At 33.5% G+C, this 23,062-nt stretch carries 24 protein-coding genes; 2 read left to right on the forward strand and 22 right to left on the reverse strand.

The genetic code is table 11. The annotated features are described in order from the left end of the window. Positions 1-9: 9 nt before the first annotated feature. The 5 genes from EUBIFOR_RS01945 to EUBIFOR_RS01960 all read right to left on the reverse strand — a co-directional run bounded on the left by EUBIFOR_RS01945 (position 10) and on the right by EUBIFOR_RS01960 (position 6,654). Positions 10-1,080 carry a CamS family sex pheromone protein gene (locus EUBIFOR_RS01945; protein ID WP_003864215.1) on the reverse strand — a complete coding sequence of 357 codons (1,071 nt, stop codon included), beginning with the start codon at positions 1,078-1,080 and terminating at the stop codon, positions 10-12. Then, positions 1,067-3,061, reverse strand: a complete 1,995-nt coding sequence (gene ligA / locus EUBIFOR_RS01950; protein ID WP_040466063.1) for an NAD-dependent DNA ligase LigA — start codon at positions 3,059-3,061, stop codon at positions 1,067-1,069. The genes EUBIFOR_RS01945 and ligA overlap by 14 nt, the downstream gene beginning before the upstream one ends. Before the next feature lie 9 nt (positions 3,062-3,070). After that, the gene (locus EUBIFOR_RS01955) at positions 3,071-5,248 is read right to left on the reverse strand and encodes an ATP-dependent helicase (protein ID WP_003864217.1); all 2,178 of its coding nucleotides are present in this window, start codon (positions 5,246-5,248) and stop codon (positions 3,071-3,073) included. A 72-nt stretch (positions 5,249-5,320) separates the two neighbouring features. After that, the gene (locus tag EUBIFOR_RS12640) at positions 5,321-5,467 is read right to left on the reverse strand and encodes a hypothetical protein (protein WP_003864218.1); all 147 of its coding nucleotides are present in this window, start codon (positions 5,465-5,467) and stop codon (positions 5,321-5,323) included. Positions 5,468-5,472: 5 nt separating this feature from the next. After that, on the reverse strand, positions 5,473-6,654 hold the full coding sequence (locus tag EUBIFOR_RS01960) for a hypothetical protein (RefSeq protein ID WP_040466064.1): 1,182 nt from the start codon (positions 6,652-6,654) through the stop codon (positions 5,473-5,475). Positions 6,655-6,741: 87 nt separating this feature from the next. On the opposite strand from EUBIFOR_RS01960, the gene EUBIFOR_RS01965 reads away from it, so the two are divergent. Then, positions 6,742-7,614 carry a class I SAM-dependent methyltransferase gene (locus EUBIFOR_RS01965; RefSeq protein WP_003864220.1) on the forward strand — a complete coding sequence of 291 codons (873 nt, stop codon included), beginning with the start codon at positions 6,742-6,744 and terminating at the stop codon, positions 7,612-7,614. 46 nt (positions 7,615-7,660) lie between these two features. Here EUBIFOR_RS01965 and EUBIFOR_RS01970 read toward each other — a convergent pair whose 3' ends face one another. Continuing rightward, entirely contained in the window at positions 7,661-8,386 is a 726-nt protein-coding gene (locus tag EUBIFOR_RS01970) for a hypothetical protein (RefSeq protein ID WP_003864221.1), read from the reverse strand. A gap of 59 nt (positions 8,387-8,445) precedes the next feature. On the opposite strand from EUBIFOR_RS01970, the gene EUBIFOR_RS01975 reads away from it, so the two are divergent. Further along, positions 8,446-9,105: an alpha/beta hydrolase gene (locus tag EUBIFOR_RS01975; RefSeq protein WP_003864222.1), complete on the forward strand. Its 660-nt coding sequence runs from the start codon at positions 8,446-8,448 to the stop codon at positions 9,103-9,105. Between the two features lie 227 nt (positions 9,106-9,332). On the opposite strand, the gene EUBIFOR_RS01980 is transcribed toward EUBIFOR_RS01975, so the two are convergent. The 16 genes from EUBIFOR_RS01980 to EUBIFOR_RS02055 form a co-directional block, all read right to left on the reverse strand. Continuing rightward, the gene (locus tag EUBIFOR_RS01980) at positions 9,333-9,635 is read right to left on the reverse strand and encodes a hypothetical protein (protein WP_003864223.1); all 303 of its coding nucleotides are present in this window, start codon (positions 9,633-9,635) and stop codon (positions 9,333-9,335) included. A 24-nt stretch (positions 9,636-9,659) separates the two neighbouring features. Further along, positions 9,660-11,240, reverse strand: coding sequence for an AAA family ATPase (locus EUBIFOR_RS01985; protein ID WP_003864224.1), 1,581 nt, complete (start codon positions 11,238-11,240; stop codon positions 9,660-9,662). 78 nt (positions 11,241-11,318) lie between these two features. Continuing rightward, a complete protein-coding gene (locus tag EUBIFOR_RS01990; protein WP_003864225.1) occupies positions 11,319-12,668 on the reverse strand; it encodes an MATE family efflux transporter in 1,350 nt (449 codons plus the stop codon). Position 12,669: 1 nt separating this feature from the next. Then, positions 12,670-13,323, reverse strand: a complete 654-nt coding sequence (locus EUBIFOR_RS01995; RefSeq protein WP_003864226.1) for an HAD family hydrolase — start codon at positions 13,321-13,323, stop codon at positions 12,670-12,672. A 49-nt stretch (positions 13,324-13,372) separates the two neighbouring features. After that, positions 13,373-14,437 (reverse strand): SIS domain-containing protein, encoded by a 1,065-nt coding sequence (locus tag EUBIFOR_RS02000; RefSeq protein ID WP_050755924.1) that lies wholly within the window; start codon positions 14,435-14,437, stop codon positions 13,373-13,375. A gap of 1 nt (position 14,438) precedes the next feature. Then, positions 14,439-14,864, reverse strand: coding sequence for a PTS sugar transporter subunit IIA (locus EUBIFOR_RS02005; RefSeq protein ID WP_003864228.1), 426 nt, complete (start codon positions 14,862-14,864; stop codon positions 14,439-14,441). After that, positions 14,858-15,490 carry an HAD family hydrolase gene (locus tag EUBIFOR_RS02010; RefSeq protein WP_003864229.1) on the reverse strand — a complete coding sequence of 211 codons (633 nt, stop codon included), beginning with the start codon at positions 15,488-15,490 and terminating at the stop codon, positions 14,858-14,860. Before EUBIFOR_RS02010 ends, EUBIFOR_RS02005 begins: the two co-directional genes overlap by 7 nt. Further along, the gene (locus EUBIFOR_RS02015) at positions 15,490-16,575 is read right to left on the reverse strand and encodes an SIS domain-containing protein (protein WP_040466067.1); all 1,086 of its coding nucleotides are present in this window, start codon (positions 16,573-16,575) and stop codon (positions 15,490-15,492) included. Before EUBIFOR_RS02015 ends, EUBIFOR_RS02010 begins: the two co-directional genes overlap by 1 nt. Positions 16,576-16,588: 13 nt before the next feature. Further along, complete coding sequence (locus EUBIFOR_RS02020) at positions 16,589-17,062, reverse strand: PTS sugar transporter subunit IIB (RefSeq protein ID WP_040466068.1); 474 nt, start codon at positions 17,060-17,062, stop codon at positions 16,589-16,591. After that, positions 16,986-17,909, reverse strand: a complete 924-nt coding sequence (locus EUBIFOR_RS02025) for a PTS system mannose/fructose/sorbose family transporter subunit IID (RefSeq protein WP_003864232.1) — start codon at positions 17,907-17,909, stop codon at positions 16,986-16,988. The genes EUBIFOR_RS02020 and EUBIFOR_RS02025 overlap by 77 nt, the downstream gene beginning before the upstream one ends. Positions 17,910-17,912: 3 nt before the next feature. After that, complete coding sequence (locus EUBIFOR_RS02030) at positions 17,913-18,698, reverse strand: PTS mannose/fructose/sorbose/N-acetylgalactosamine transporter subunit IIC (RefSeq protein WP_003864233.1); 786 nt, start codon at positions 18,696-18,698, stop codon at positions 17,913-17,915. Between the two features lie 183 nt (positions 18,699-18,881). Continuing rightward, positions 18,882-19,613 (reverse strand): GntR family transcriptional regulator, encoded by a 732-nt coding sequence (locus EUBIFOR_RS02035; RefSeq protein WP_003864234.1) that lies wholly within the window; start codon positions 19,611-19,613, stop codon positions 18,882-18,884. Continuing rightward, positions 19,610-20,131, reverse strand: a complete 522-nt coding sequence (locus EUBIFOR_RS02040; RefSeq protein ID WP_003864235.1) for a UTRA domain-containing protein — start codon at positions 20,129-20,131, stop codon at positions 19,610-19,612. Before EUBIFOR_RS02040 ends, EUBIFOR_RS02035 begins: the two co-directional genes overlap by 4 nt. A 130-nt stretch (positions 20,132-20,261) precedes the next feature. After that, positions 20,262-20,921 carry an HAD family hydrolase gene (locus EUBIFOR_RS02045; RefSeq protein WP_003864236.1) on the reverse strand — a complete coding sequence of 220 codons (660 nt, stop codon included), beginning with the start codon at positions 20,919-20,921 and terminating at the stop codon, positions 20,262-20,264. Then, entirely contained in the window at positions 20,905-21,984 is a 1,080-nt protein-coding gene (locus EUBIFOR_RS02050) for an SIS domain-containing protein (protein ID WP_003864237.1), read from the reverse strand. The genes EUBIFOR_RS02045 and EUBIFOR_RS02050 overlap by 17 nt, the downstream gene beginning before the upstream one ends. 53 nt (positions 21,985-22,037) lie before the next feature. Beyond that, positions 22,038-23,036 carry an SIS domain-containing protein gene (locus EUBIFOR_RS02055; RefSeq protein ID WP_040466069.1) on the reverse strand — a complete coding sequence of 333 codons (999 nt, stop codon included), beginning with the start codon at positions 23,034-23,036 and terminating at the stop codon, positions 22,038-22,040. Positions 23,037-23,062 lie beyond the last annotated feature (26 nt).

The following is a 23,062-nucleotide window of genomic DNA, read 5'->3' on the forward strand; positions in this document are numbered from 1 at the left end:
ATTCTCCTCCTATATCTTACTGATCACATTACATTCACTTGAACCAGATTTTCTTTCTATTAATGCATACACTGTATCATCATTTAGAATGGTAATCAAATAGTCACACTTCTTCGTTTCAAATGTACTCATTTGATCTTTCGCATGTTCAATAATAGCTAAAACTTCTCCAGCTGTTTTTCCGTGTGCTGTAATAGTCAAATTTAATTTTCTTAATTTTTTCGATTCGAACTTCGCTTCTCCTGTCACAAACGTGTTGTCTGGTAAAACGTTCGCTATCTCTTCTTTAAAGGTTGTAAATTCATCCGCGGCCGTTGCATCCAATTCTGTAAAGCGAGAACTTGGAACTAAGACCCATTCTTGTGTTAAAGATGTAAAATTTCCTTGTCCACCCTTATAATAACCTTCATATACATAGCCACCCTTATCTGTCGCATTTGTATCATCCAATTTATAGGCCGCTATATAGATAGGAATATTTTTATTAATTTCATTAAAACGCTCATGCATATAAGATGCTAATTTAGAAAAAGTCACTTCCAAATAATTTTGCATCTTTTCATCCGTAATATCTACACTCGATCCATCTGATGCATTTAAGTTTCCATTGACGACTAGACCCAATGAAATGCCTTTTAATGTATCGTTTGTATACCAGTCTAATTCATAAATATCCACTAGAATTGTCGCATTTGTCACAATTCCATTTCCCGTATCAAATTCTTCATCTGCACTTGGATTTAGACCATTGGGATTGCCATCACGAACCGTTCCAAGTAATCCTCTAGATCCGTCTGTCGCATCTAATTCGTCATAATCTAAGAATTGGTGTGTCTTATAACCTACAGAAGAAGTGGAAAAATATTTCTTTGAAAGATCCATCAATCCGCTTTCCATTTCAACACGCAAATCTGTATCATTGATCAATCCTACATGTTTACTTCGTGTATCACTTGCTTCATAAGGCAAAATAGCCTGATACGAATCTTCATCTAAGGCATTTGCCTGATTTTTATTACCGGTAGAACAAGCGCATAAACTCATTGCCAATAAACCAATCAATAATTTACTCTTTCGCATTTTCTACCTCCTGTACAAATTCTTCTTCACTCATTGTCATAACACCTAAGCTTTGTGCCTTTGTAAGCTTAGATCCTGCAGCCGTACCATAAATAACATAATCCGTCTTTTTGGATACAGAGCCAGAAACATTCGCTCCTAATGATTCTAAAATAGCTTTTGCCTCATTACGCGTATAATGTTCTAATGTACCCGTTAAAACACATGTTTTATTTGTGAATCGACTTTCAACGACTTGTTTCTTTTCTTGCTTGAAATTACATCCAGCCTGTTTTAATACATCAATTAAATGAAGATTCTTTTCTTCCTTAAAGAATGCCACAACACTTGAAGCTGTAATCAAACCAATATCATGAATTAAAACTAATTCATCAACACAAGCATGCATTAAAGTATCAATATCACCAAATTGCTCAGCCAAGATCATTGCGGCTTTTTTACCAACTTGGCGAATTCCTAAACCATATAAAATAACACCTAATGGTTGTTTCTTACTTTTTTCAATCGATTCTAAAAGCTTATCCACAGACTTTTTTTGATAGCCTGGTTTTTCAATCAATTCATCATAATAACGATCTAAAAAATAGATATCTTCAATCGAATTCAAATAGCCCCATTCATGGAGCTGTTCAATTTTTTTATCGCCTAAAGTATCAATATTCATCGCATCTCTTGAAGCAAAATGAATCATACTTTCAACAACACGAGCTGGACAATCTTGATTAATACAATAGTGTGCTGCTTCATCAGGTAATCGCACTAAATGGGAACCACAAATTGGACAAGTCGTTGGAAACTTGTATGGCACTTGTGTTCCATCTCTTCTTTCAGGAACGCTTGTTACCACTTCCGGAATAATTTCTCCAGCCTTTCGAACAACAACAATATCACCAATACGAAGATCTTTATTGACAATCATATCTTCATTATGAAGTTGAGCAGCACTCACTGTAGTTCCTGCAACACGTACTGGTTCTAATACGGCATTCGGTGTGATTTTTCCTGTACGCCCTACTGTAATCACAATGTCTTTTAATCGTGTTAAAACTTCTTGTGCTGGAAATTTGTAGGCTGTCGCATAACGTGGAACCTTCGCCGTACTTCCAAGCCTTCTTTGATCCGCTAAATTATTTAATTTAATGACCATACCATCGATTTCATATGGAAGATCCTCACGTTTTTCTTGGATTTCCTGGATAAATTGCCAAATCTGCTCAACAGTTGTACAAACTTTTCGCAATGGATTGGTTCTAAAATGCATCTTAGACATAGCTTGCAATGCTTCTTCTTGTGTTTGTACGGCAAAATCGGAAGCATTTTGAAAATAATACCAATAGGCATCTAATTTACGGCTAGCACATATACTTGAATCCAATTGTCGAATGCTTCCTGCAGCTGCATTTCTTGGATTCGCAAAAGGGGCCAATCCTTTTTCTTCTTGTCTTTTATTCAATTGTTCAAAGCTAGCCTTAGGCATATAGACTTCACCACGAACTTCAACATGACGCATTTCAGGAATATGCATAGGTATGGAAAGAATGGTTTTCACATTATTTGAAACATCTTCTCCAACAATTCCATCCCCTCTTGTCACGGCTCTAGTAAAGTTTCCATCATCATAAAGTAAAGCCATCGCAAGTCCGTCGTATTTGCATTCTACGACAAATTCTGGATTTGAAACACTTTCTGAGATTCTTTGAACAAATTCTTCAATTTCTTCTTTATTAAAAACATTTGACAAAGAAAGCATCTGCGTATCATGTGTCACTTTTTCAAAGCCATCAAGTACAGAGCCAATGATTCTTTGACTAGGACTTGTCGCATCATACATTTCTGGATATTTTTCTTCCAATGCCATTAATTCCTGCATTAAACGATCGTATTCTTGATCGGTTATGCTTGGATTGTCATATACATAATATTCGATAGAATACTTTTCTAATTCTTTACGTAATTCTAAAATTCTTGCCTTTTCATCCATCATACTCACCTAGGCTTTCTTTATAGAAGGATGTGCTGCATTTAATTTTTTCACACCAATTGTATGACCAAAGGCAATCGTTGCGACATCTCCACGAATTTCAAGTACAACACCCTGACCATAAATTGTATGTTCAACGGCATCCCCTTTACGTAAACGCACTTTCTTTTTATTCGCACCAAGCTTAGATGGTCTTCCTGTTAAGGATTGAGAAACAACAGCCTTTGGCTGTTTTGGTGCTTCTTCCTTTTCTTCTTGGACAATATATTCCATTGGGATTTCAGCTCTAAAACGACTTGGTGTTTTAAACGCATCCTGCATATAACTAAAGCCTGTATTCCATGTAATGTATAGTGTTTTTTTAGCACGTGTCATCGCAACATATAGAAGTCTTCTTTCTTCTTCTAAAGCTTTCATACCACCTTCATCACAAGCTCTTGAACTTGGGAACACACCATCATTAAAGTTAACTAAGAATACTGTATCAAACTCTAATCCTTTTGCGGCATGCACTGTCATTAAGCTTACTGTATTTTCACTTGTTTCTTGTGTTTTATCTGTAAATAAGGCAATGTCTTGTAAATAAGATTCTAAAGTCATTTCAGGATCTTCGATCATACTTTGGGCAATGTCTTCTTTTAATTCTTTCAAGTTATCAATACGGTCTTGACCACTTTCGCGATCTTCTTTCAACATCGAAATATAGCCTGTTGTATCTAATACATAATCCAAGAAATCTTCTAAGGCATAATGCTCCCTATTTTCACGTAGATCTTCAATTAAATCTACAAACATTTCACATTTCTTCGTAACTGCCGTACTTAATCCAATTGGATCTTTCATAACATCATATAGATTCATGTGTCTTTCGGCTGCCTGTTTTTGAAGATTTTCAATTGTACGCGCACCAATACCACGTCTAGGCACATTGATCACACGTAGTACAGCTAAATCTAATGCCATTTGGTCTGGATCTTCTTCGTTACGGTTTGTACATAATCTTAAATAACATAGCGCATCTTTGATTTCTTGTCGTTCATAGAAACGAATTCCACCATAGATCACATATGGAATACCTACCGATTTAAAAATTCTTTCAAATGCACGTGAAGAATAGTTTGAACGATAAAGAATCGCCATATCTTTGTATTCTAAACCTTTTTTGTGTTTTTCATTAATTTGACGAGCCACAAAGATTGGTTCTTCGCTATCTTCTTTTCCTTCAAACATCGTGATCTTTTCATCACCAGGAAGTTTTGTATATAAATCTTTATCAATACGTTCCTTATTGTATTTAATAACCGCATTACTTGCATCTAGAATAGGTTGTGTTGAACGATAGTTTTCATTCAAGATGACCGTTTTACAAGGTTCAAAATCTTTATTAAATTTCAAGATAATATCAACACTTGCTCCACGCCAAGTATAGATTGTCTGGTCTGGATCTCCTACAACACATAAGTGTGTATTTTTACCTGTTAATAGCTTGATGATTCCATACTGAATAGGGTCCACATCCTGGAATTCATCTACATGAATGTAATCTAAACGATTTTGCCATTTTTCTTTAACACTAGAAACACTATTCAACAAGCGATGTCCTTCTAATAATAAATCATCAAAATCCATAGCTTTCATTTCATTACGACGTGCTTCGTAACCTGCATAGATTTTAGCTAAAGTAATACTTACATCATCCATAGCCATATTTGCGGCCATTTGTGGATCAATATAGTTTGTCTTATAAGCACTAATAGCACCAAGTGCACGATTATAAGAAATCGTTGTTTTATCAACTTCTAATGTTTTATAAATTGGTTTTAAGATGGCCTTTTGATCTTCCGGATCCATAATTGCGAATGTTTTTGGATATCCTATCAAGTCAGCATCTTCTCTAAGCATTCTTACACATAAAGAGTGAATTGTTGAAATACGCACCACACTTGTCATACTGCCTAGTTGTGCAGTTAATCGAGTTTTCATTTCATTTGCTGCTTTATTTGTAAATGTAATGGCCAAGATACGATTTGGTAAAATACCACAATCTTGGACCAAATAAACAATACGTGCCATTAAGACACGTGTTTTTCCACTACCTGCCCCCGCAATAATACGAACGTGTTCGTTAATTGTCGTTGCAGCCGTTCTCTGATTTTCATTTAATGTATCTAATATTGAGTTACTCATAATTTTTAATCACCGTATCAATTTTACCATAAACCCTAAAAAAGTGCTCAGAAATATGAGCACTCCATTCTATTATTTATTGGTAAAACTTTTCGCAATCGCTTTGACAATTTCTACCTTCTTATGTTTTGGTGTTAATACTGTAGGCATAAATCCATAATCCATCAACAATTGATCAATAGATGAATAGCCATTTGCTTTCGCTATCTTTTCTAACACTTTATCTAGTCTTCCTGTGTTTTCGTAAAGCCAGATTCCTTAATGCATTGTTCTAAGAATTTCAAATCTTTTTCTTTAGCACATACATCGTGGAAATATAAGAATTTTTCTTTATAACGAAGCACAGCCTCTAATACATAGATTCCGTCTTCTTGCCATGAATCCATCCAAATCGTTTTCTTATCATATTGGATTGGATCTTGTTCCATAATATGATCTAAGTTTGTGACAATACCCGGTTGTTTACTCGCCTGAATCAACCAATCCCATTGCGCTTCATCTGTATATGGAGACATTAAACATAAGGCTTGATTTACTGGATCATAGCTTCTTTCAGCTGCACCACTGGCAACAACTCTTGCATCCTCAAATAAGTGATACACTTCTTTAATACGATATTGAATCGCTTCTTGTTCCATATTTTTTGCATTCTGTAATTTATTTTCCCTACCCAACTTTTCACATAAGTCAGCATATGCATCTAATGGAAGATCTACATTATGATCTTTTTCATAAGCAGCCTCGATATATTCACAAATATCATTGGCATGCTTAATAGTATTTTCATTCATTAATGTATACTTTCCAACACCTTCTTTGGCAAGTAAAGTCAATGCACAATTCTTATAGAATTTTGCATCTCTTTCCCAATTGTTCCATACATAGAAAGAATCCATCAAGTCACGAGTATTCATATGTTTAAATTCTTTTAAATCCAAATCCCCCTGACTTGTAAGAATGCGATCTTCTTTTTGAAGAGGTAAGAAATACGTTTCATCATACATATAATTTTGTTGGCGCATCACTTCATTTTCTAATAGAACACCACGAATATAATCCATTTCATCCTCATACATAGAACTCAATCGATCAAAATCTTCATCCTTATCAAATTCCATATCATCCATTAGTTCATATTCACCAGGAATTTCTTCCTGAATATCTTTAAATATATCTACCACAAACGCATGAAATCCTGGACCTGCATGACGTGTATTAGCACGTAAAACCATATCACCATCTTCTTCTGTCACAACAATCTTTCCTTGTGGACAAACTAAGATATCAACATGATCATAACGATCTTCAATTTGCACTTCTTCTCGTCTTGCGATAAGTCCTAAAACTTCATACAATTCATTCATTTCTTTTTCATTTCGATCTTTACAAATCATTTGAACAAACATGTTAAAACCTCCTTCTAGAGTCACACTCTATTATATCATAGTTGGCAAATCTATGTTATAATCAAATGGTTAAAGGAGAACTTAAGTATGAATCAAATTGCTAAAGAATGGCAAGACTATGAAGTTATTGATACTGGAAATAAAGAAAAACTAGAAAGATGGAATCAAACGATTCTTAGAAGACCGGATCCTGTGGCAATCTGGCCAATTGAAGATGAGCGTGCATGGAATAAAGCCGATGCTGTATATCACCGTTCTAAATCGGGTGGTGGTCATTGGGAAATGAAAAAGCCTGTTAAAGAATTCTGGACTATTGGATATAAAGGATTACGTTTTAAAATCAGTCCAACCGGATTTAAACACACGGGACTATTCCCTGAACAAGCTAGCAACTGGGATTTTATGGCCAATAAGATCAAAGAATCAAAACGTGATGATTTAAGAATCTTAAATCTATTTGCCTATACAGGTGGCGCTACCATGGCCTGCTCAAAAGCGGGAGCGAAAGAAGTTGTGCATGTTGATGCTTCAAAAGGTATGATTCAATGGGCAAAAGAAAACATGCAACTTTCGAATTTACAAGATCATACGATTCGTTTTATTGTGGATGATTGTATTAAATTTGTAAAAAGAGAACAAAGAAGAGGAAGAAAATACGATGGTATCGTCATGGATCCACCTAGTTATGGTAGAGGTCCTAATGGTGAACTTTGGAAATTGGAAGAAGAATTATTCCCATTGATTCAAGAATGTATGAAGATTTTAAGTGATGATGCCCTATTCTTTATTGTGAACTGTTATACAACTGGATTTAGTTGTTCAACACTCAATGAAGCTTTATCTAGATCGATTCAAAAAGAAAAAGGTGGACACATTGAATGTGGTGAAAACCTACTTCCTGTTACGACAAATGATAGTGTATTACCATGTGGAATCTTTGGAAGATGGACAAATGACTAGTCCATCTTTTTTTGTTTAGAAAAAGAAAAAAGGAAGAAAACTCTTCCTAACAAACCATCCACTCGGGATAGAATTGAATCCCATTTTTGATCATACGATGAATCAACGGTCTTCCTAAAGTCTGAAAATAATGTTCAATCGTTGTGACTTGTAAAACTAAAAGATCTGCCGTTTTTCCAATTTCAATCGATCCACGATCTAGTAAATTAAATTCTTTAGCTGGCAAAGACGTCATACTTTCTAATAATGTTCTCGAACACACTCGATGTGTTTGAAACAATACATAACTCATAGGTGCCATACTATATACATAGGAGTTTGGAAGTCCAAATCCACAACTCATTAAAAAAGTTTCTGGAATTTTATCATTTAATTCATTTAAACGATGTAAAACCGGAAGCTTAGGCTGATTCTTTTTATAAAAAACATCCTGTTCCAACTTCATTCTTTGCGAATTTGGATTGTCACAAATCAAAGTTAAGATTCCATTTTGGCGCATCGCATACAACGCATTGATATCTTGTCTTAATTGATCGCCTAAACGTACGTGTGTAAAACTTTTAAATTGACAATCAATAAAAGCTGGTACAACGCATTCACCTTGCGCATCAATCACTCGTGTTGCAGGATCAAGCCATTCTTTATAAGAACCCGTATTGATTTCAATAATCTTATCATGGTGACATGCAATAAAGGCATGATGTAAGATTGTAAAATTCTTATCACATGTATATAAATTTTCAATATTTTTAATCAGTAAAGTTGCCTTCATGATACATGTGACCTTCCTTTCAATAGATGTTATAATAATTATACAACGAGGTGATGCGAATGTCTTTATTTAATCGAAGAAAGAAACCTATAATAGTAACAATCCATGGATTTGGAAGAAATCTAAGTCATGAATTTGATCCATTAGCGCGCTATTTAAAAGCTAAAAAATATGAAGTAATCCAATTTGATATGTATGATTTAAACAATCCAAATGATGCCAACTACAAAGATTGGGTACAAAGATGTGAAGCCAAATTAAGTCTTGCCATTAAAGAAAATCCCAATGTCATTCTAATTGGATTCTCCATGGGAGGTGTAATCGCCAGTTATTTGGCTAGCATTTATAAAGTGCAATCCTTAATCCTTTGTGCACCGGCCTTTGAATATCTTGACATCAAAAAAGTAACGGGTTTATTTAAAAAATCCGACAAAGAAAAGAAAGGCCCAAGCTCAAAGCAGTACCAAGCCTTCACAAAGATTGTTTCTCAATATAAAGAATCCATTTCTCAAATTGAATGTCCAATCCTTATGTTGCATGGAACAAGTGATGAAGTGATTGCCCCATCAAGTTCTACTCATGCCTATAAAAAAATTCCGGCCCAAAAGAAACGATTAATATATATTGAAGGTGCCAAACATAGAATGTTATATGATGGAAGAATGGAACAGACTGTATTTACAATCATCGAACAAATGCTTGAAAATAAAATATTCTAAAAAGCTGTCGAATAAGACAGCTTTTTCATTTATTGCCAACTATAAAATATGCTTTATCTAAAGATATTCTAGCATATTTTCATTTCCATTTGCACCTTTAAGGACTTTTTTATTAACTTCATTTGCACCTATAAGCACTTTTTTCACTCCTCCATTTGCACCTTTAAGGGCTTTTTTTGCCTTATGATTTGCACCTACAAAGAAAAAAAGCCTGTATTTCTACAAGCTTAATCACCAATAATTGAATAAAACTGATCATAAGAAGGTTTTAATACTTCATATACATCTGGCTGAATACGATATTGCGTATAATCACGCAATCTTCCATCCTCTTCTTTTTCAATGACCCTTCTTTCAATCATTTTTTTATTCTTCAATAAACCACCCTGTTTGACATCACCCTTATATTCCAAAGGTTCATTATCATTATCTAATAGTTCTTCAAACAAAGCCTTATCCTTTTTATTTAAGGATGTCATAAAATTCCATAAATCTGGAACATTCATCTTTTTCTCTTTCTTAAAAAACATAATTATCACCTATTTTTAATACCATTAAAACTTCTCTATTTTACAACGATGTTCTTTTGTCTTGGAATCATAAGTAATTCCAACCAATAATAAATTATCGGTATATTCTTGAATCGATTGAGGATATACTTTTTCCTTGATTTGATCTAATGCACTTTGAACATTATGATTCCATTTTAGCTCCACCAATAAGGCAGGATAATAATCTTTATATTCAAGTTTAGGAATATAAACAAAATCCGCAAATCCTCTTCCTGTTGGCAATTCTCGTATTGGTTTAAAATAATATTTCAAAGTTGATAAATACGCAATTGTTAAAACACTGCTCAAACTATTTTCATTATGATATGTAATATTAGAAGCATACGTATTATGAATCTTTTCCATTTGTTTAGCTACAACTTCTGTCTTCATTTGACAAGTTGCTTCTAAAATGGTATCCGATTCCCTTTCAAATTGAATCAAATCATTCCATTTATCTTCTGAAACAGAATTCACAAATTCTTGTCGAATTTCTTCATTTGGAATAAATACCGTCTTATATGTTTGATTGTATCCCAAATATCCTAAATGAACCAATGCCGTTAAGACATCATCCATATTTTTAAATGAAACCATATCATTTTGAAAAGACGTTGTCTGCATCTTCACTTCATTACCACTTAACATTTCTAAAACAGCTTCTTTTAAGCCATCAAAATTCATTTGAATCAAACTATGAATTGATTCATAGCTACTTGTCTGTGCCCAATAACCTTGAAACACACCTAAAGTAAATAAACTCACAACGGCTTTCGGATTATATACATGCTGATGATTTAAGTAATATCCATCATACCATTTTTTAATTCTATCAAAATCTATATTGTATTTATTACTTAATCCTTTTACTTCCCCCTCTGTAAATCCGATAAAAGAAGCCAATGGACCTGGATTTAACATTGTATATTCATCAAAATTATTCAATGCGGACTGTGTCATCGTTCTTTTGATTGGTAAAATACCTGTTAAATACGCTAATGCGATATAACGAGAAGGTTGTGATCCTTTAAATAATCCTTTTAAGAAATCAATATATTCTTCTAGTAATTTTTTATTATCCGCATTATCACGAATCAATACATCCCATTCATCAATGATTACCACAAAGCGATGTCCTGTTTCATCATTGATTTTAGAAAGTGTACCAGACAAAGAAATAATTCCATTATAGTCAATATTGCAATACTCATTCTGTAATTCATGCATACAACTCTCTTTGATATAATTGACAATATCATTTATATTTTCAACTTGATCTTTACACCACTGTACATCAATATGAATGACATCATACTGATTTATATACTTTTCAAATGTAGAACACGAAGAAATCGTATATGGCTGAAATAATTCTCTAGAATCACATCCCTTTGAATAATAAGCACAAAGCATATCGGCAGTCATGGATTTTCCAAAACGTCTAGGTCTTGAATTACAAATGAATTTAGCTGTAGTTGAAAGCACACTATTTGTATATTCAATTAAACCCGTTTTATCCACATATATTTTTGAATGAACCGCTTCATTAAAATTCGCATTATCGGGATTTAGAAATATAGACATACAAATTCCTCCTACGCCACTATTATATCAGAAAAAGACTATAGTATTTAAAAAAACGAGATGTTAGTTCATCTCGCCTTACTTCACTCCATGGCTTTTTAAATAAGAAGGTATGATTTTTATAAAACAAATGATTGTCACAATACTTGCATAAATATCTGCTACAGGTTGTGCATAGAAAATATTTGAAACCCCTAAAAAAGCAGGCAATAAACATGTGCAACCCAAATACATCAGCTTACGATTTAATGATAAAAATAATGATAATTTTACATTAGATAATCCTGTAATTCCATCCACTAAAACATATTGAATGGACATCATCAAAATACCTAAACAGAAGATTTTAATAGCCCTATTTGCGATTGGCATAGTCATGGCATCATTAGTAAACATAGCCACAAATACATTTGAGTAACACATTGAAATAATGAACATGACCAAACAAAATAAAAACGCAAATGAAATCACAATTTTAAAGGCTTCTTTGATCTTCTTTAAATTTTGCGAACCAAAATGATACGCAAAGATCGGTTGTGTACCCGAACTAATTCCTAATAATGGTCCTGTAATCAATAAGAAATAGCTTTGAGCCACAGTAATAGCCGAAATATAAATATCCCCCATATTTTCACCATACTTTTGAAGCATCATATTCATCACAATCAAAATGATTGAATCGGATGCGATAATCAGAAATGGAGAAAACCCAAGTTTTACAATGTGCTTCATCTTCTCTATAGATAATTCTTCTTTATGAAGTTTGATTTTTGATTTAAATCTTAAAAAACAAAGCACAAACATACACGATAAAAATTGAGCAATCACCGTACCAATAGCTGCTCCAGCCACACCAATTTTAAGTGTACGAATCAAAATAAAGTCAAAAATAATATTTGTGAAAGCCCCAATACATACGCTCAACATCGCAATAGTGGCATAGCCCTGTCCCGTTATAAAATAATTCAATCCAATCGACATTAAGGCAAAGAAAGTTCCTAATGTATAAATTGTTAAATAAGTATTGGCATAAGGATAAAGGGCATCACTGCCTCCAAACCAATAAATCAAATTGTGTTTTAAAAGAATGAATCCAAATGTTAAACAAATAGAAAGAACAACCATCATCACAAAACTGTTATATAAGATTTGACTGGCCCTTTTCTCATTCTTTTGCCCTAAACACATGGATAGCCAGATTGAACCACCAATACCAACAAGCGTTCCAAAACTCGATAATAAAGTTACGATTGGCCCACATATTCCAACGGCTGCCAAACATACATTTCCCACTTCTTCAATTTGTCCTACAAACATACGATCGACAATGGAATATAAAATGTTGACTAACTGTGCAATCATACTCGGTATAGCTAAAGACATGACTAGTTTTAACATAGGAGTATTTTCAAAATCATTTTGTCGCATTTTATACCCTATTTTCTTTAATATAATCTCTAGCTTCCATTAAATCTTTCGCAGTATAAACCGTCTGCTTCTTTTGTACATCTGTAGGTGCAATAATATCTGGCACTTGAATACAGTCAATACCTGCTCTATAAGCAGCCTCAACACCAACTACACTATCCTCTAAGACTAGAGCATTTCTTGCGTCTGTATTCATTTTCTTTAAAACACTTAAATAAATTTCTGGATCTGGTTTACGATTTATGACTTCATCCCCACATAATACATAATCAAAACGATCATATACGCCAACTCGTTTTAATCTATCTTCAGTAAGCTCTCTTCTTGTCGTAGTTGCGACAGCCTTTTTAATATGATGCGCATCCAAAAAATCTAATATTTCAATTAAGCCTGGCTTTACTGGCACTTCCTTTTCTAACATACCATATCCAATACGTTCCCATTCTTGAATAACCAATTCTTGAATGTCAGAAGATAAATATCGATCCAATACTTCTTTTTCATCTCTACCACTTTTACCAATCAATTTTGGAAATAATGTAGAACCCATATTTTGAATACCATACTTATCTCCTGCCTTGTCAAACGCCTTTTTCCATACACTTTCAGTATCTAACATCAACCCATCAACATCAAAAACAACTAACTCTAACATGTGCATCCTCCCCTAGATACGAAAAGCCCATCTGGGCTTTGCTTTTTAATTATACTCTAGTATTCACAAAATCTGTATAGTCATTATTCGCATCACGATTTGGATCTAAACCATGAAGTTCAGGTACAAATACAGATATGATTTGAATCAAGTAAATGATAGAAAATATTGAATGATCCACATGATATAAATCAACAGGATAAATATAATCATCATATGCATAACTTTGATTTGTGATCAATAAAACTGGAATTTGTTTAGATTTAAGATATTGATATGTTTTGTACATCAATTCCTTTTCCGTACCATCATCCAACAACAATACATGTGAAGATGTATTTAAAGATCTGTGCATACCATGTGAAAATTCTAAAATATCATTAAACATGGTTGGCATACACATTGTTTCCATTAGTTTAAGCTGGCCTTCTAGACAAGAGCCAAATTGCATTCCATCACCAATCACATAGATATCTTTCATATCTTTTCCATAACTTGCATCTTTAAGCCAAGATACAAAACTATCCATTAATGATTCAAGATTCTTGATTTCATTTTTTAACTCTTCAAAATATTTCTTCACTTCTTCATTTGAAACAAATCCTTTGAAATATCCCGAATAAATACCAATCAACATCAACAATAATAATGTACAACTATACCCTTTTGTCTTCGCATTACTATCTTCTTCATCACAATGATAATACAACGTATGATTTCCTAATGTATCCATAGGTGAATCTTTTACATTTGTAAGTGTTAGAAGTGTAAAACCTTTATCTTTCATTTGTTCTAAAACTTCTAAAACGCCTCGACTTGTACCTGTTTCACTAATACCAATCACCAATGTCTTATCTTTATTTTCATAATTGATGGATTTGGCATTATGCTTAAAATTACTAGGTGTATAGACATATACACGAACATGAGCCATATCACTTATAAAACTAGCAACTGAAGTAGCTGCATTATAAGAACTTCCATGTGCACATATATAAATAGTATCAAAATCCTTTACTTTTTGAATAACCTCTTTATTTTCTGGATTATTTAAGATATTCAATAAATATGTAGGCTCTTCTTCTATATACTGCCACATTATGCTTCGAATCATTTTACCACTCCTCATCCGATGAATCATCATCTGATTCTAGTTGCTTTTCAAATTTACCAATTTGAGTTTGACCAACCTCACAAGCCTTATTTGCGATTTCAATTGCACTTGAACCCATATTACGCATCATAATACATTCAATCAACATGCCCAAATTTGTACCATAGACAACTTGGATCTTTTCATTTTCTAAAGCTTCCATAACAGCCGTATTAAATGGAGATCCACTTAGTAAATCCGCAAACACAACAATTTCACCATCAAATTTACTTAATGCGTTATGCATATTTTCTTTCAATTCCGTTGCCGTATCTCCTTGTGGAAAATCAACAACTTCTACCCCTTCTAGACTTTGCATGATCAACTCTACACTTGAAGCAATGCCACTAGCAAAATGACCATGGCCTGTAATAAGAATTCCTACCATATATCTTCCTCCATAATCTGTTTTAGTGAACTTATAATTAAGTTTGCGTCTGTCAAATCTTGATAAAGTTTACTATTATATAATCCCATAACTTTTAGTCCTGCTTTTTTTGCAGCTTCAATTCCATACTCCGAATCTTCTACAACCCATATTTCATCTTTAGAAACACCGATTTGTTTACATGTATATTCATAAATTTCTGGATCTGGTTTTGTCCTTTTAAAATTTTCTCCACTCACAATATATTTAAAATAAGTTTCAATCTCACATTGTTTTAAAACATCTTCAATATTGTCCATTGGAGAAGATGAAGCAAGTGCCATCGTAATTTCGTTATTCTTTAAATATGCAAGTAATTCCAATACATAAGGCATGCGTATTTTTAAATAATCCACTTTATGATTTTCAAAAAATGTTTTCTTTAAATCCTGTGCCCTTTCTACACTCATGTCTAATCGACTAGCGATAAATTCGTCTTCTGTCTTTCTAGAACAACCAATAAGAAAGAGAAGTTCTTCTTTTTCAATAAAAACTCCTCTATCTTTAAAAAACTGCATAAATAATTCTTGATATTTCACTTCACTATTTATTAGGACACCATCCATATCAAAAATAATAGCTTTCATTAGTCTTTGTAGTGAGCTAAATTTTCATCAAATGGGTTGATAGCTGTATCAATACCAATATCCTTAGCGCCTTTTGCGGCAACAAATTGGAATGGAACTGTAAACATCAATGGAGCCAAATATTTATTTGTCTTAACAGAGAATACACAATCTCTAGGATCATTTCCTAAATCTTTACATGTGATAAAGTGAACACGATCTGTGTATTTTTTAAAGGATTTACTGAAATCTACACTGTGTTCAAATTCAGCTTCATCACTTCCAATAATACAAATGGTTTGTTTTTTAGAAATAGCCATTGTAGGGCCATGAGAATATTCTTCAATTTCATATCCCAATGCAGGAAGTCTTAACATTTCTCCAACTTTTAACTGTGCTTCAATCGCTGTCGCAAAATCAATACCATAGCCCAAGAAATATAAGCGATCACTATTTACAATTGTTGTGCGGTTACGATCGTACCAAGCTTCACTTTCATCAACTACAGTTTGGAATTGATCTACTAGCTTCTTAGTCTCATCCAAAGCTTTTTCATACTCATCATCACTCATTACGCCTTTTACATGAGCGCATTCAACAGCCCATAGATATACAGAAATAACAGATGTTGTATATCCTTTTGTTTCTGGTGGAGTCAATTCATCCCCAACTAAAAGATGTACTTTTGTATCTACATATTTAGTAATTTCACTATTTAGATTCCCCGTGATTGCCAAAGTATGATAACCTTCTTGTTTTGCGTATTTCATGACTTCACAAGTCGAAATAGATGTTCCAGATTGAGAAATACCAACATATAGAATTTCATCTTTCTTTAATAGTCCTGACCAATCTGCTTTTTCATAATTTTTAAATACAGTTGGATATTGATATTCTGCATCAATTCCTACTAGATGTTTGAAATAATAAGTTCCTAAAATAGATACATTATAAGATGTTCCCGAACCAAAGAAGATCACTTTTTTAATATTATTTTTTGTGAATACATCTACAAATGGTTTCACAAAAACATCTTTATTTTCAAAAACATATTTTAATCTTTCTGGTTGTTCTTTAATATATCCTAATACTGTTGGCTCTGCCATAATCGAATCCTCCTTAAAATTCTTTTGAAATGTCATCTTTTGACACATTTGGTGTTATTTGATAATACATTGGAATATTGTGTTCTTTGATTTTTTTGAATGCAGCTGCCTCTTTTTCATTCACAAACATATTGTTACGAATCTGTTTAGCACCATCTTTTGTAGACATATTACCTACAGTAACATGATCAAATGTATAGCCATAATCTAACATTTCAGCAAGTGGTTCAGGTGAACGCACTAGAATCATAACGCGAATTCCTTCATCGATTTTACGAAGCAATTTCTCTGCAGCTTTCTTCGAATCAAAAATTGACAATTTACATCTTGGTGGAGTACCAAATTTCAAAGATACTTTACGATTTTCATCATTCACGATTTCATTATCGACAATCAAAATTCGTTGTACATCAAACTGTGGAATCCAATAGCCACAAACTTGGCCATGAATCAAACGATCGTCCACACGTACTTCTACTATAGCCATAATAACCTCCTATAGGGCAATAATGCCAAATACACCTAATACAAATCCAATCACTACGATTGCTGAAATAATCTTTGTGATTTTGATATTCCTTTTTAATAGCTGAATAAATACCTAATGTTGCAGCTAAAGGCAATAATTTAGGCATAATTTGATCTAAGTATTCTTGAATTACAATTTTATTTCCTGAAATTGTGAATTCTAAAGGACATGATACAGTTACCCAGCTTGCGATCATACAACCAATGGCAGCCACACCAAGGATACCTGCACAATATGTAAACAATTGCATCTTTCCAGATTTTTCTAAGTCAATCAATAATTGATTTCCACTTGTATATCCAATCTTTAATCCATAATAACGAGTTAAGAATGTTGGAATGTTGAATAAAATTAATAGAATAAATGGAGCAATTGGATTTCCTGCTTTCGCAAAACCAATTGATAATGAACAAGCCAAGATTCTAAAGATACCCCAGAAGAATGTATCTCCAATACCACTTAATGGACCCATCAAACTAACTTTGATCGCATTGATAGAAGCTGGATCAAAATTAGGATCACGCTTTACGCTTTCTTCCATCGCAATTGAGATTCCCATAACGAATGGTGCTGGTGCAATTGTCATATTGAATGCTGCACTTTCACGAAGCATAGCTTGTTTTAAGCCTTCTTCATCATCTTTATAAATTTTCTTTAAAATATGTTCAATACAATATAGATAAGCAAGACCTTCCATCTTTTCATAGTTGAATGATCCAAGTAAAGTAAATGATCTCCAGAATACTTTTCTAAAATCTTTTTTTGTTATATTATTTTCAACACTAATTACATCATTTTTAGCCATGTTCTAGTCCTCCCATTCATCATCCAAAGCTGAAGCACTTTGAACAACTGTTCCTTGGTTTGAGCGAATTTGATAAATAATCATTGCGATTGCGAATGCGATCAATGTGATACCAACCATAGTGATGGCTTGACCTGCATATGCTGCAAGAACAAATCCAATAATTAAGTATGGTGTTAAATCTTTTTCGAAGATAATGTTCAATAATAACGCAAATCCTAATGCAGGAAGCAATGCAGCTACACCGTTTAATCCAGCATTTGCCCATGCAGGAAGTCCATCTGCGATAGCTTGGATTACGCCATGTCCAAAATACATAGCTACAAATGCAACTAATGAATATAATGCGAATGTTGCCCAGTTACAGAAATGATGAGTCAATGCGATTGACTTAAAGTTACCTGCTTCAATATCATTATCTACTTTGTGCATCAATCCAGAATAAGAAGCAATTAGTAACGTGTTAATAAACTGCATAACAACTGCAACTGGAACACCAAATAGAATAGCTGTTTCAGCACCTTTGCCAGTCATAATCGCAACAGCTGCACCAATTGTTCCACCAGTACCAATATCAAGTTGAGCTGTAGGACCAATACCAGTTGCTCCCATCCATAAAAGTTGTAATTCTGCACCAACCTTCAATCCTTTCGTAACATCACCTAAAGCTAAACCAACTAAAAATCCAGTAACAACAGGTTCACGAAATTTCGCTTCACCTAACCAGTTTCCATCCAAAACGGTTAGACCAGCAATCAAGCCGATTAATAACGCCTGAATAAATGTCATATTTCTCTCCTCCTTAATGACATTGGTATATATCAAATACCATTTCCTGATTTATTTATACCATGTATGTATACCAATATCAATAATTTCTTTGGCGCATATGTATACCAATTCGATATTAGTCGCAAAAAAAGAGGTATCCATCAATTAGACACCTCTATTCTAATATACTTATATACCAATTTATTGACTTCTAAACTTCAAGCCTTGGGTTACATATTTAAATGATGAATACTTTGGATTATGATATGAAATTGTATACTCCACCAATTCACGATTCTCATCATAACCATGATAATCAAAAATAAATACATTTCTTTCAATATCCATATATTTTCGATACTCTATCGGCAAAGAATCAATGCGCAAATAAGAAACCATAGTTCTAGGTCGATGTCCTAAATCATCCATATAGTCATATAATGAAAAGCTTTCAAAATCAAAACGCTCTGCATCCTCAAATTTAGAACAAGGAATATATACCTTCTGTAATGCATAAGGCTCATCATTGATATAAGATAAACGAATGATTTCATATATATGATCTTCATTTGGAAAAACTTCCTTTAATTTATCTTCAGGCTTTATCTTTGTCAAAGATAGTGTTTTACGACTCGATTTCATTCCCTTTTGACGAATCTGTGCACTCAATGAATAAACACCGGCACGACCTAATTCTAGTTTTTCTTCAACATATGGAACTTTCGCAACATAGTTTCCACTGCCTCTTTTTGTTTTAATAACCCCTTCTTCTTGTAGTTTTTTTAATGCATTTCGCACCGTCATTCGATTGATTCCATATTGTTCGGACATCTCTCTTTCACTCACTAAACGATCTCCGACTTGAAGCTGTCCATCCTGAATTTTCTTTTTGATGCTGTCCATCAGTTGTACATAGATTGGTTTTTCACTCATATTTCTGACACACTCCTATATCTATAAAAGCTTGGTAGACTTGACATTTCAAAATATTCAAAAAGCTCATGATCATTTTTTGAAACATAAGAAGTTCCACGATTTAATAAAATCTCACATTTTCCTTCTAATCCTAATAATCTTTTTTCTTCCCTTTTTGCTTCCACCAATAATAATTCTTCTTGTGTTTCATAAACCTGTATACCATATTCCTTTAATAAAAGGCCATAAAACGATGTATTCCCAAGATCATATTCTTCAAGTCCTTCCACCTTCGAATATTCAATATATGTTTTCTCAATCGATTGAGCAATACCTTCTACATATCGAACACGACATAAATAGAAGAGTTTAGTAGCCAACGGCACATTTAATTGTTTCGACAAATAGTAATTGGATTCAATCACTTTCTTTTCAATAATACGATTTTCTAAAGTAAGCCCTTGTTCACGAATCGCTTCTGTAACCGACATAAAACAATCTATGTCGCGAAGTACATATATATTATCCTTATCCATACTCTTTTCTCCCTATATAATTGGTATACCCATCATATCATGTTTTGGTATACAAAAAAAGGAGACGATTCATAAATATCGCCTCTGACCCAAAAAACAACATTTGTATAGCACAATAAAAGAAGCAACGTTACTTTGCTTCTAATATATCTATAACCCTTTTCAAATTTTCACATTGATATTGGACATATTTCATATCTTCATCATTGAATTGTACTTGATCAGGAATCCAAACCCTTTTCATATTCGCATTATAAGCAGCACGAATCCCATTCTTACTATCTTCTAGTACGATACAATTTTCAGGCTTTACTCCCATCTTTTTCGCACACGCCAAAAATAAATCGGGAGCTGGCTTTGACGCATATTCATCTTGTGATGAAAGCATCAAATCCGCTCTAAAATCAAACCCGCAGTTATTCACTAAACGCTTAATGTGCGTAACACTTGAGCTTGACGCAATACAAATACTATAGTTATGCGCTTTTAAATAATCATACAATTCTTTCAAGCCATATTTATTGGCAGAGCCTGGAATCGCAAAGCGTTTCTCGTAATAAGAAACAAATTCATCATCCGCAATTTCCAACATATCCTCTAACCATGGATAGTCCTTATGGTAAATCGAATAATCGAAATAACTTGTTCCAAGCATGCCAAGTAAATATTCTCTTGGAAAGTAATGATCGTGTTTTTTACAAATGTCTTCAAACACATCGATATATAGGGTTTCCGTATCAAACATCAACCCGTCCATATCAAAAATAACAGTATTAATCGTCTCCATCATAATTCACAAAATTCTCCGTTTTTGCGGCTGCAATAGCCTTAAATTCTTTCAATAATGGATGTTGATAAATAGAATGTAAATCGTTTGAAATAATAAAGCTTAATAGTTGTACAAATGGTAAATAAACAATTGGTGAAAGTTCACTTGATACAGTACCACTCAAGCTTAAAACATGATCATCATCCGCTAATCCAGGATTATTTGAAATCAAATAAGCACGCTCACTTACTTTGCGTGTAGCCTTATATACTTGTTCTACACGATGACTTGCGCCATCGTTTCCATCAAAGAAAATCACATTGTATTGTGGCGTTAATTGTAAATTCGGACCATGAATATATTCTTCAATTTCGTAACAGCAACTTGGAATATGAATGGTTTCCCCCATTTTTAATGCACTTTCAAGTGCTGTTCCATAATTGGCACCAGCTCCACAACTATAAACCCAAGACATAGATGAGAATTCTTTATAGTGTAATTCAATAAACTCAGTCGCTTTCTCAATCATTTCCTCATTTAAATTGACAGCTTTTTTTAACTCTTCTAAATATTCAGTCTTACCAGAATACGTAATTGCGAATAAATCTAAAAATAACGCTAAAGTTGAAACACCCTTTGTGACATAGCCAACTAATTCTTCGCCAACACCATATTCAATCACAACATCCGCAACATCTTTTACATCGCTATTTATATTTCCTGTTAAACAAATAGCTCTACATTGTTTTTTCTTAATAATTTTTAATGCTTCAATTGCATTTGTACTTAAACCACTCTGTGTAACCACTAAGACTAAGTCGTTTTCTTTAATATCATTTTCATAATACGTAAATGTATATGGAGTAATGATTCTAACTTCTAAACCACTCACTTTTTCCACAAAACTTCGAGCACAATAACATGCATTATGACTCGATCCAGAAGCCACAAGCAAAATACGTTTGATTTCTTTTTGTTGCACTTCCTTCATCAATGGTTCAACCAATGCAGTGTATTGTTCAATATTTGTTCTTAATACGCCTGGTGTTTCTTTCACATAATCAAGCATTGTTAATTTTTCCATATGTACCTCCCCTAAACAACATATAAAAGGTGGAATGGTTCCACCTTTATATTTTAGTATTCTAATCTTCTGTAATAACGACGGATTTCCATTGGGTGACGAGTTTCGATTTCCATGTGAACGTCAATTCTGTTGTTTACAGCATGCATTACATGGTGAGACAAGTGTTTACGATATTTTTCGCTAATACCCTTTAATTCGTAATCTTTAGAATCGATAATTGTGTAGTTTGCACAAATTCTTGGAATGAAGTTAGCAACACGTTCAGATAATGGACGTTGAGCATCTTCACCAATATAAATTGTAACTGGAGTTTCTTTAGTTACGATTTCGAACATACCGTGGAAGAATTCATTTGATGTGATTGATTTAGTTTTTAACCATAATTGTTCTTCCCAGTAGCACATTGCGTATGAGTAAGTTGCTCCCCATTGGTTACCAGCACCTACGAAGTAGTGCATTTCATCATTCCAGTGTTTTTTAGCGAATTCAATTGCGAATGGTTCAGCTTGCTTTTCAACTTCTACTAAATCTTGTGCTAAGTATTTGTCGAATTCTGCATACATATCTTCGTAGTCCTCGAATTCACCATTGTTGAACATGAAACGGTCAGCAACCATGAAGAATTTTAATTGTTCGTTAATTGGATAAGAAATCTTGTAGTCTGCTAAGTCCAATAAGATAGCTTCTTTAGCATCAACAAATGAGATAACTGTAGCGCCAACTTCTGCTTTGATTTTTTTGATAGCATCAACAACTTCTTTAGTATTTCCAGTTACAGAAGAGATAATAACAACTGTATCTTTAGTAATACGTTTGTTTCCTGTAGTTAAGTATTCTGCAGCATTTTCTGCCCAAGTTTCAATAGCACTCATCTCTTTCATGTGTACTGTAGCTTGCATAGCACTTGCCCAAGTACCACCAACACCTAACCAGCAGATGTTTGAATATCCACGTTCGCAGATTTCATCAACGATTTCGTTGATTTGAGGGCGTAGAGCCAATGCTCCATTTACGCTATCGATTTTTTCTTGTTCATTAAATTTAATCATTTTCTTTTCCTCCATTTATTTAAATT

Source organism: Holdemanella biformis DSM 3989, assembly GCF_000156655.1.
Taxonomy (GTDB): domain Bacteria; phylum Bacillota_I; class Bacilli_A; order Erysipelotrichales; family Erysipelotrichaceae; genus Holdemanella; species Holdemanella biformis.

Excerpts from the sequence above, each read along its gene's own strand:
- EUBIFOR_RS01990 (WP_003864225.1), bottom strand. The coding sequence starts at position 12,668 with ATGCGACAAAATGATTTTGAAAATACTCCTATGTTAAAACTAGTCATG.
- EUBIFOR_RS02045 (WP_003864236.1), bottom strand. The coding sequence starts at position 20,921 with ATGATGGAGACGATTAATACTGTTATTTTTGATATGGACGGGTTGATG.
- EUBIFOR_RS02040 (WP_003864235.1), bottom strand. The coding sequence starts at position 20,131 with ATGGATAAGGATAATATATATGTACTTCGCGACATAGATTGTTTTATG.
- EUBIFOR_RS02020 (WP_040466068.1), bottom strand. The coding sequence starts at position 17,062 with ATGGCTATAGTAGAAGTACGTGTGGACGATCGTTTGATTCATGGCCAA.
- ligA (WP_040466063.1), bottom strand. The coding sequence starts at position 3,061 with ATGGATGAAAAGGCAAGAATTTTAGAATTACGTAAAGAATTAGAAAAG.
- EUBIFOR_RS02010 (WP_003864229.1), bottom strand. The coding sequence starts at position 15,490 with ATGAAAGCTATTATTTTTGATATGGATGGTGTCCTAATAAATAGTGAA.
- EUBIFOR_RS01985 (WP_003864224.1), bottom strand. The coding sequence starts at position 11,240 with ATGTCTATATTTCTAAATCCCGATAATGCGAATTTTAATGAAGCGGTT.
- EUBIFOR_RS01945 (WP_003864215.1), bottom strand. The coding sequence starts at position 1,080 with ATGCGAAAGAGTAAATTATTGATTGGTTTATTGGCAATGAGTTTATGC.
- EUBIFOR_RS01955 (WP_003864217.1), bottom strand. The coding sequence starts at position 5,248 with ATGAGTAACTCAATATTAGATACATTAAATGAAAATCAGAGAACGGCT.
- EUBIFOR_RS01965 (WP_003864220.1), top strand. The coding sequence starts at position 6,742 with ATGAATCAAATTGCTAAAGAATGGCAAGACTATGAAGTTATTGATACT.
- EUBIFOR_RS02055 (WP_040466069.1), bottom strand. The coding sequence starts at position 23,036 with ATGATTAAATTTAATGAACAAGAAAAAATCGATAGCGTAAATGGAGCA.
- EUBIFOR_RS02050 (WP_003864237.1), bottom strand. The coding sequence starts at position 21,984 with ATGGAAAAATTAACAATGCTTGATTATGTGAAAGAAACACCAGGCGTA.
- EUBIFOR_RS01975 (WP_003864222.1), top strand. The coding sequence starts at position 8,446 with ATGTCTTTATTTAATCGAAGAAAGAAACCTATAATAGTAACAATCCAT.
- EUBIFOR_RS01995 (WP_003864226.1), bottom strand. The coding sequence starts at position 13,323 with ATGTTAGAGTTAGTTGTTTTTGATGTTGATGGGTTGATGTTAGATACT.
- EUBIFOR_RS02025 (WP_003864232.1), bottom strand. The coding sequence starts at position 17,909 with ATGGCTAAAAATGATGTAATTAGTGTTGAAAATAATATAACAAAAAAA.
- EUBIFOR_RS02015 (WP_040466067.1), bottom strand. The coding sequence starts at position 16,575 with ATGGCAGAGCCAACAGTATTAGGATATATTAAAGAACAACCAGAAAGA.
- EUBIFOR_RS02035 (WP_003864234.1), bottom strand. The coding sequence starts at position 19,613 with ATGAGTGAAAAACCAATCTATGTACAACTGATGGACAGCATCAAAAAG.
- EUBIFOR_RS01970 (WP_003864221.1), bottom strand. The coding sequence starts at position 8,386 with ATGAAGGCAACTTTACTGATTAAAAATATTGAAAATTTATATACATGT.
- EUBIFOR_RS02005 (WP_003864228.1), bottom strand. The coding sequence starts at position 14,864 with ATGGTAGGAATTCTTATTACAGGCCATGGTCATTTTGCTAGTGGCATT.
- EUBIFOR_RS02000 (WP_050755924.1), bottom strand. The coding sequence starts at position 14,437 with ATGATTCGAAGCATAATGTGGCAGTATATAGAAGAAGAGCCTACATAT.
- EUBIFOR_RS01960 (WP_040466064.1), bottom strand. The coding sequence starts at position 6,654 with ATGTTTGTTCAAATGATTTGTAAAGATCGAAATGAAAAAGAAATGAAT.
- EUBIFOR_RS02030 (WP_003864233.1), bottom strand. The coding sequence starts at position 18,698 with ATGACATTTATTCAGGCGTTATTAATCGGCTTGATTGCTGGTCTAACC.
- EUBIFOR_RS01980 (WP_003864223.1), bottom strand. The coding sequence starts at position 9,635 with ATGTTTTTTAAGAAAGAGAAAAAGATGAATGTTCCAGATTTATGGAAT.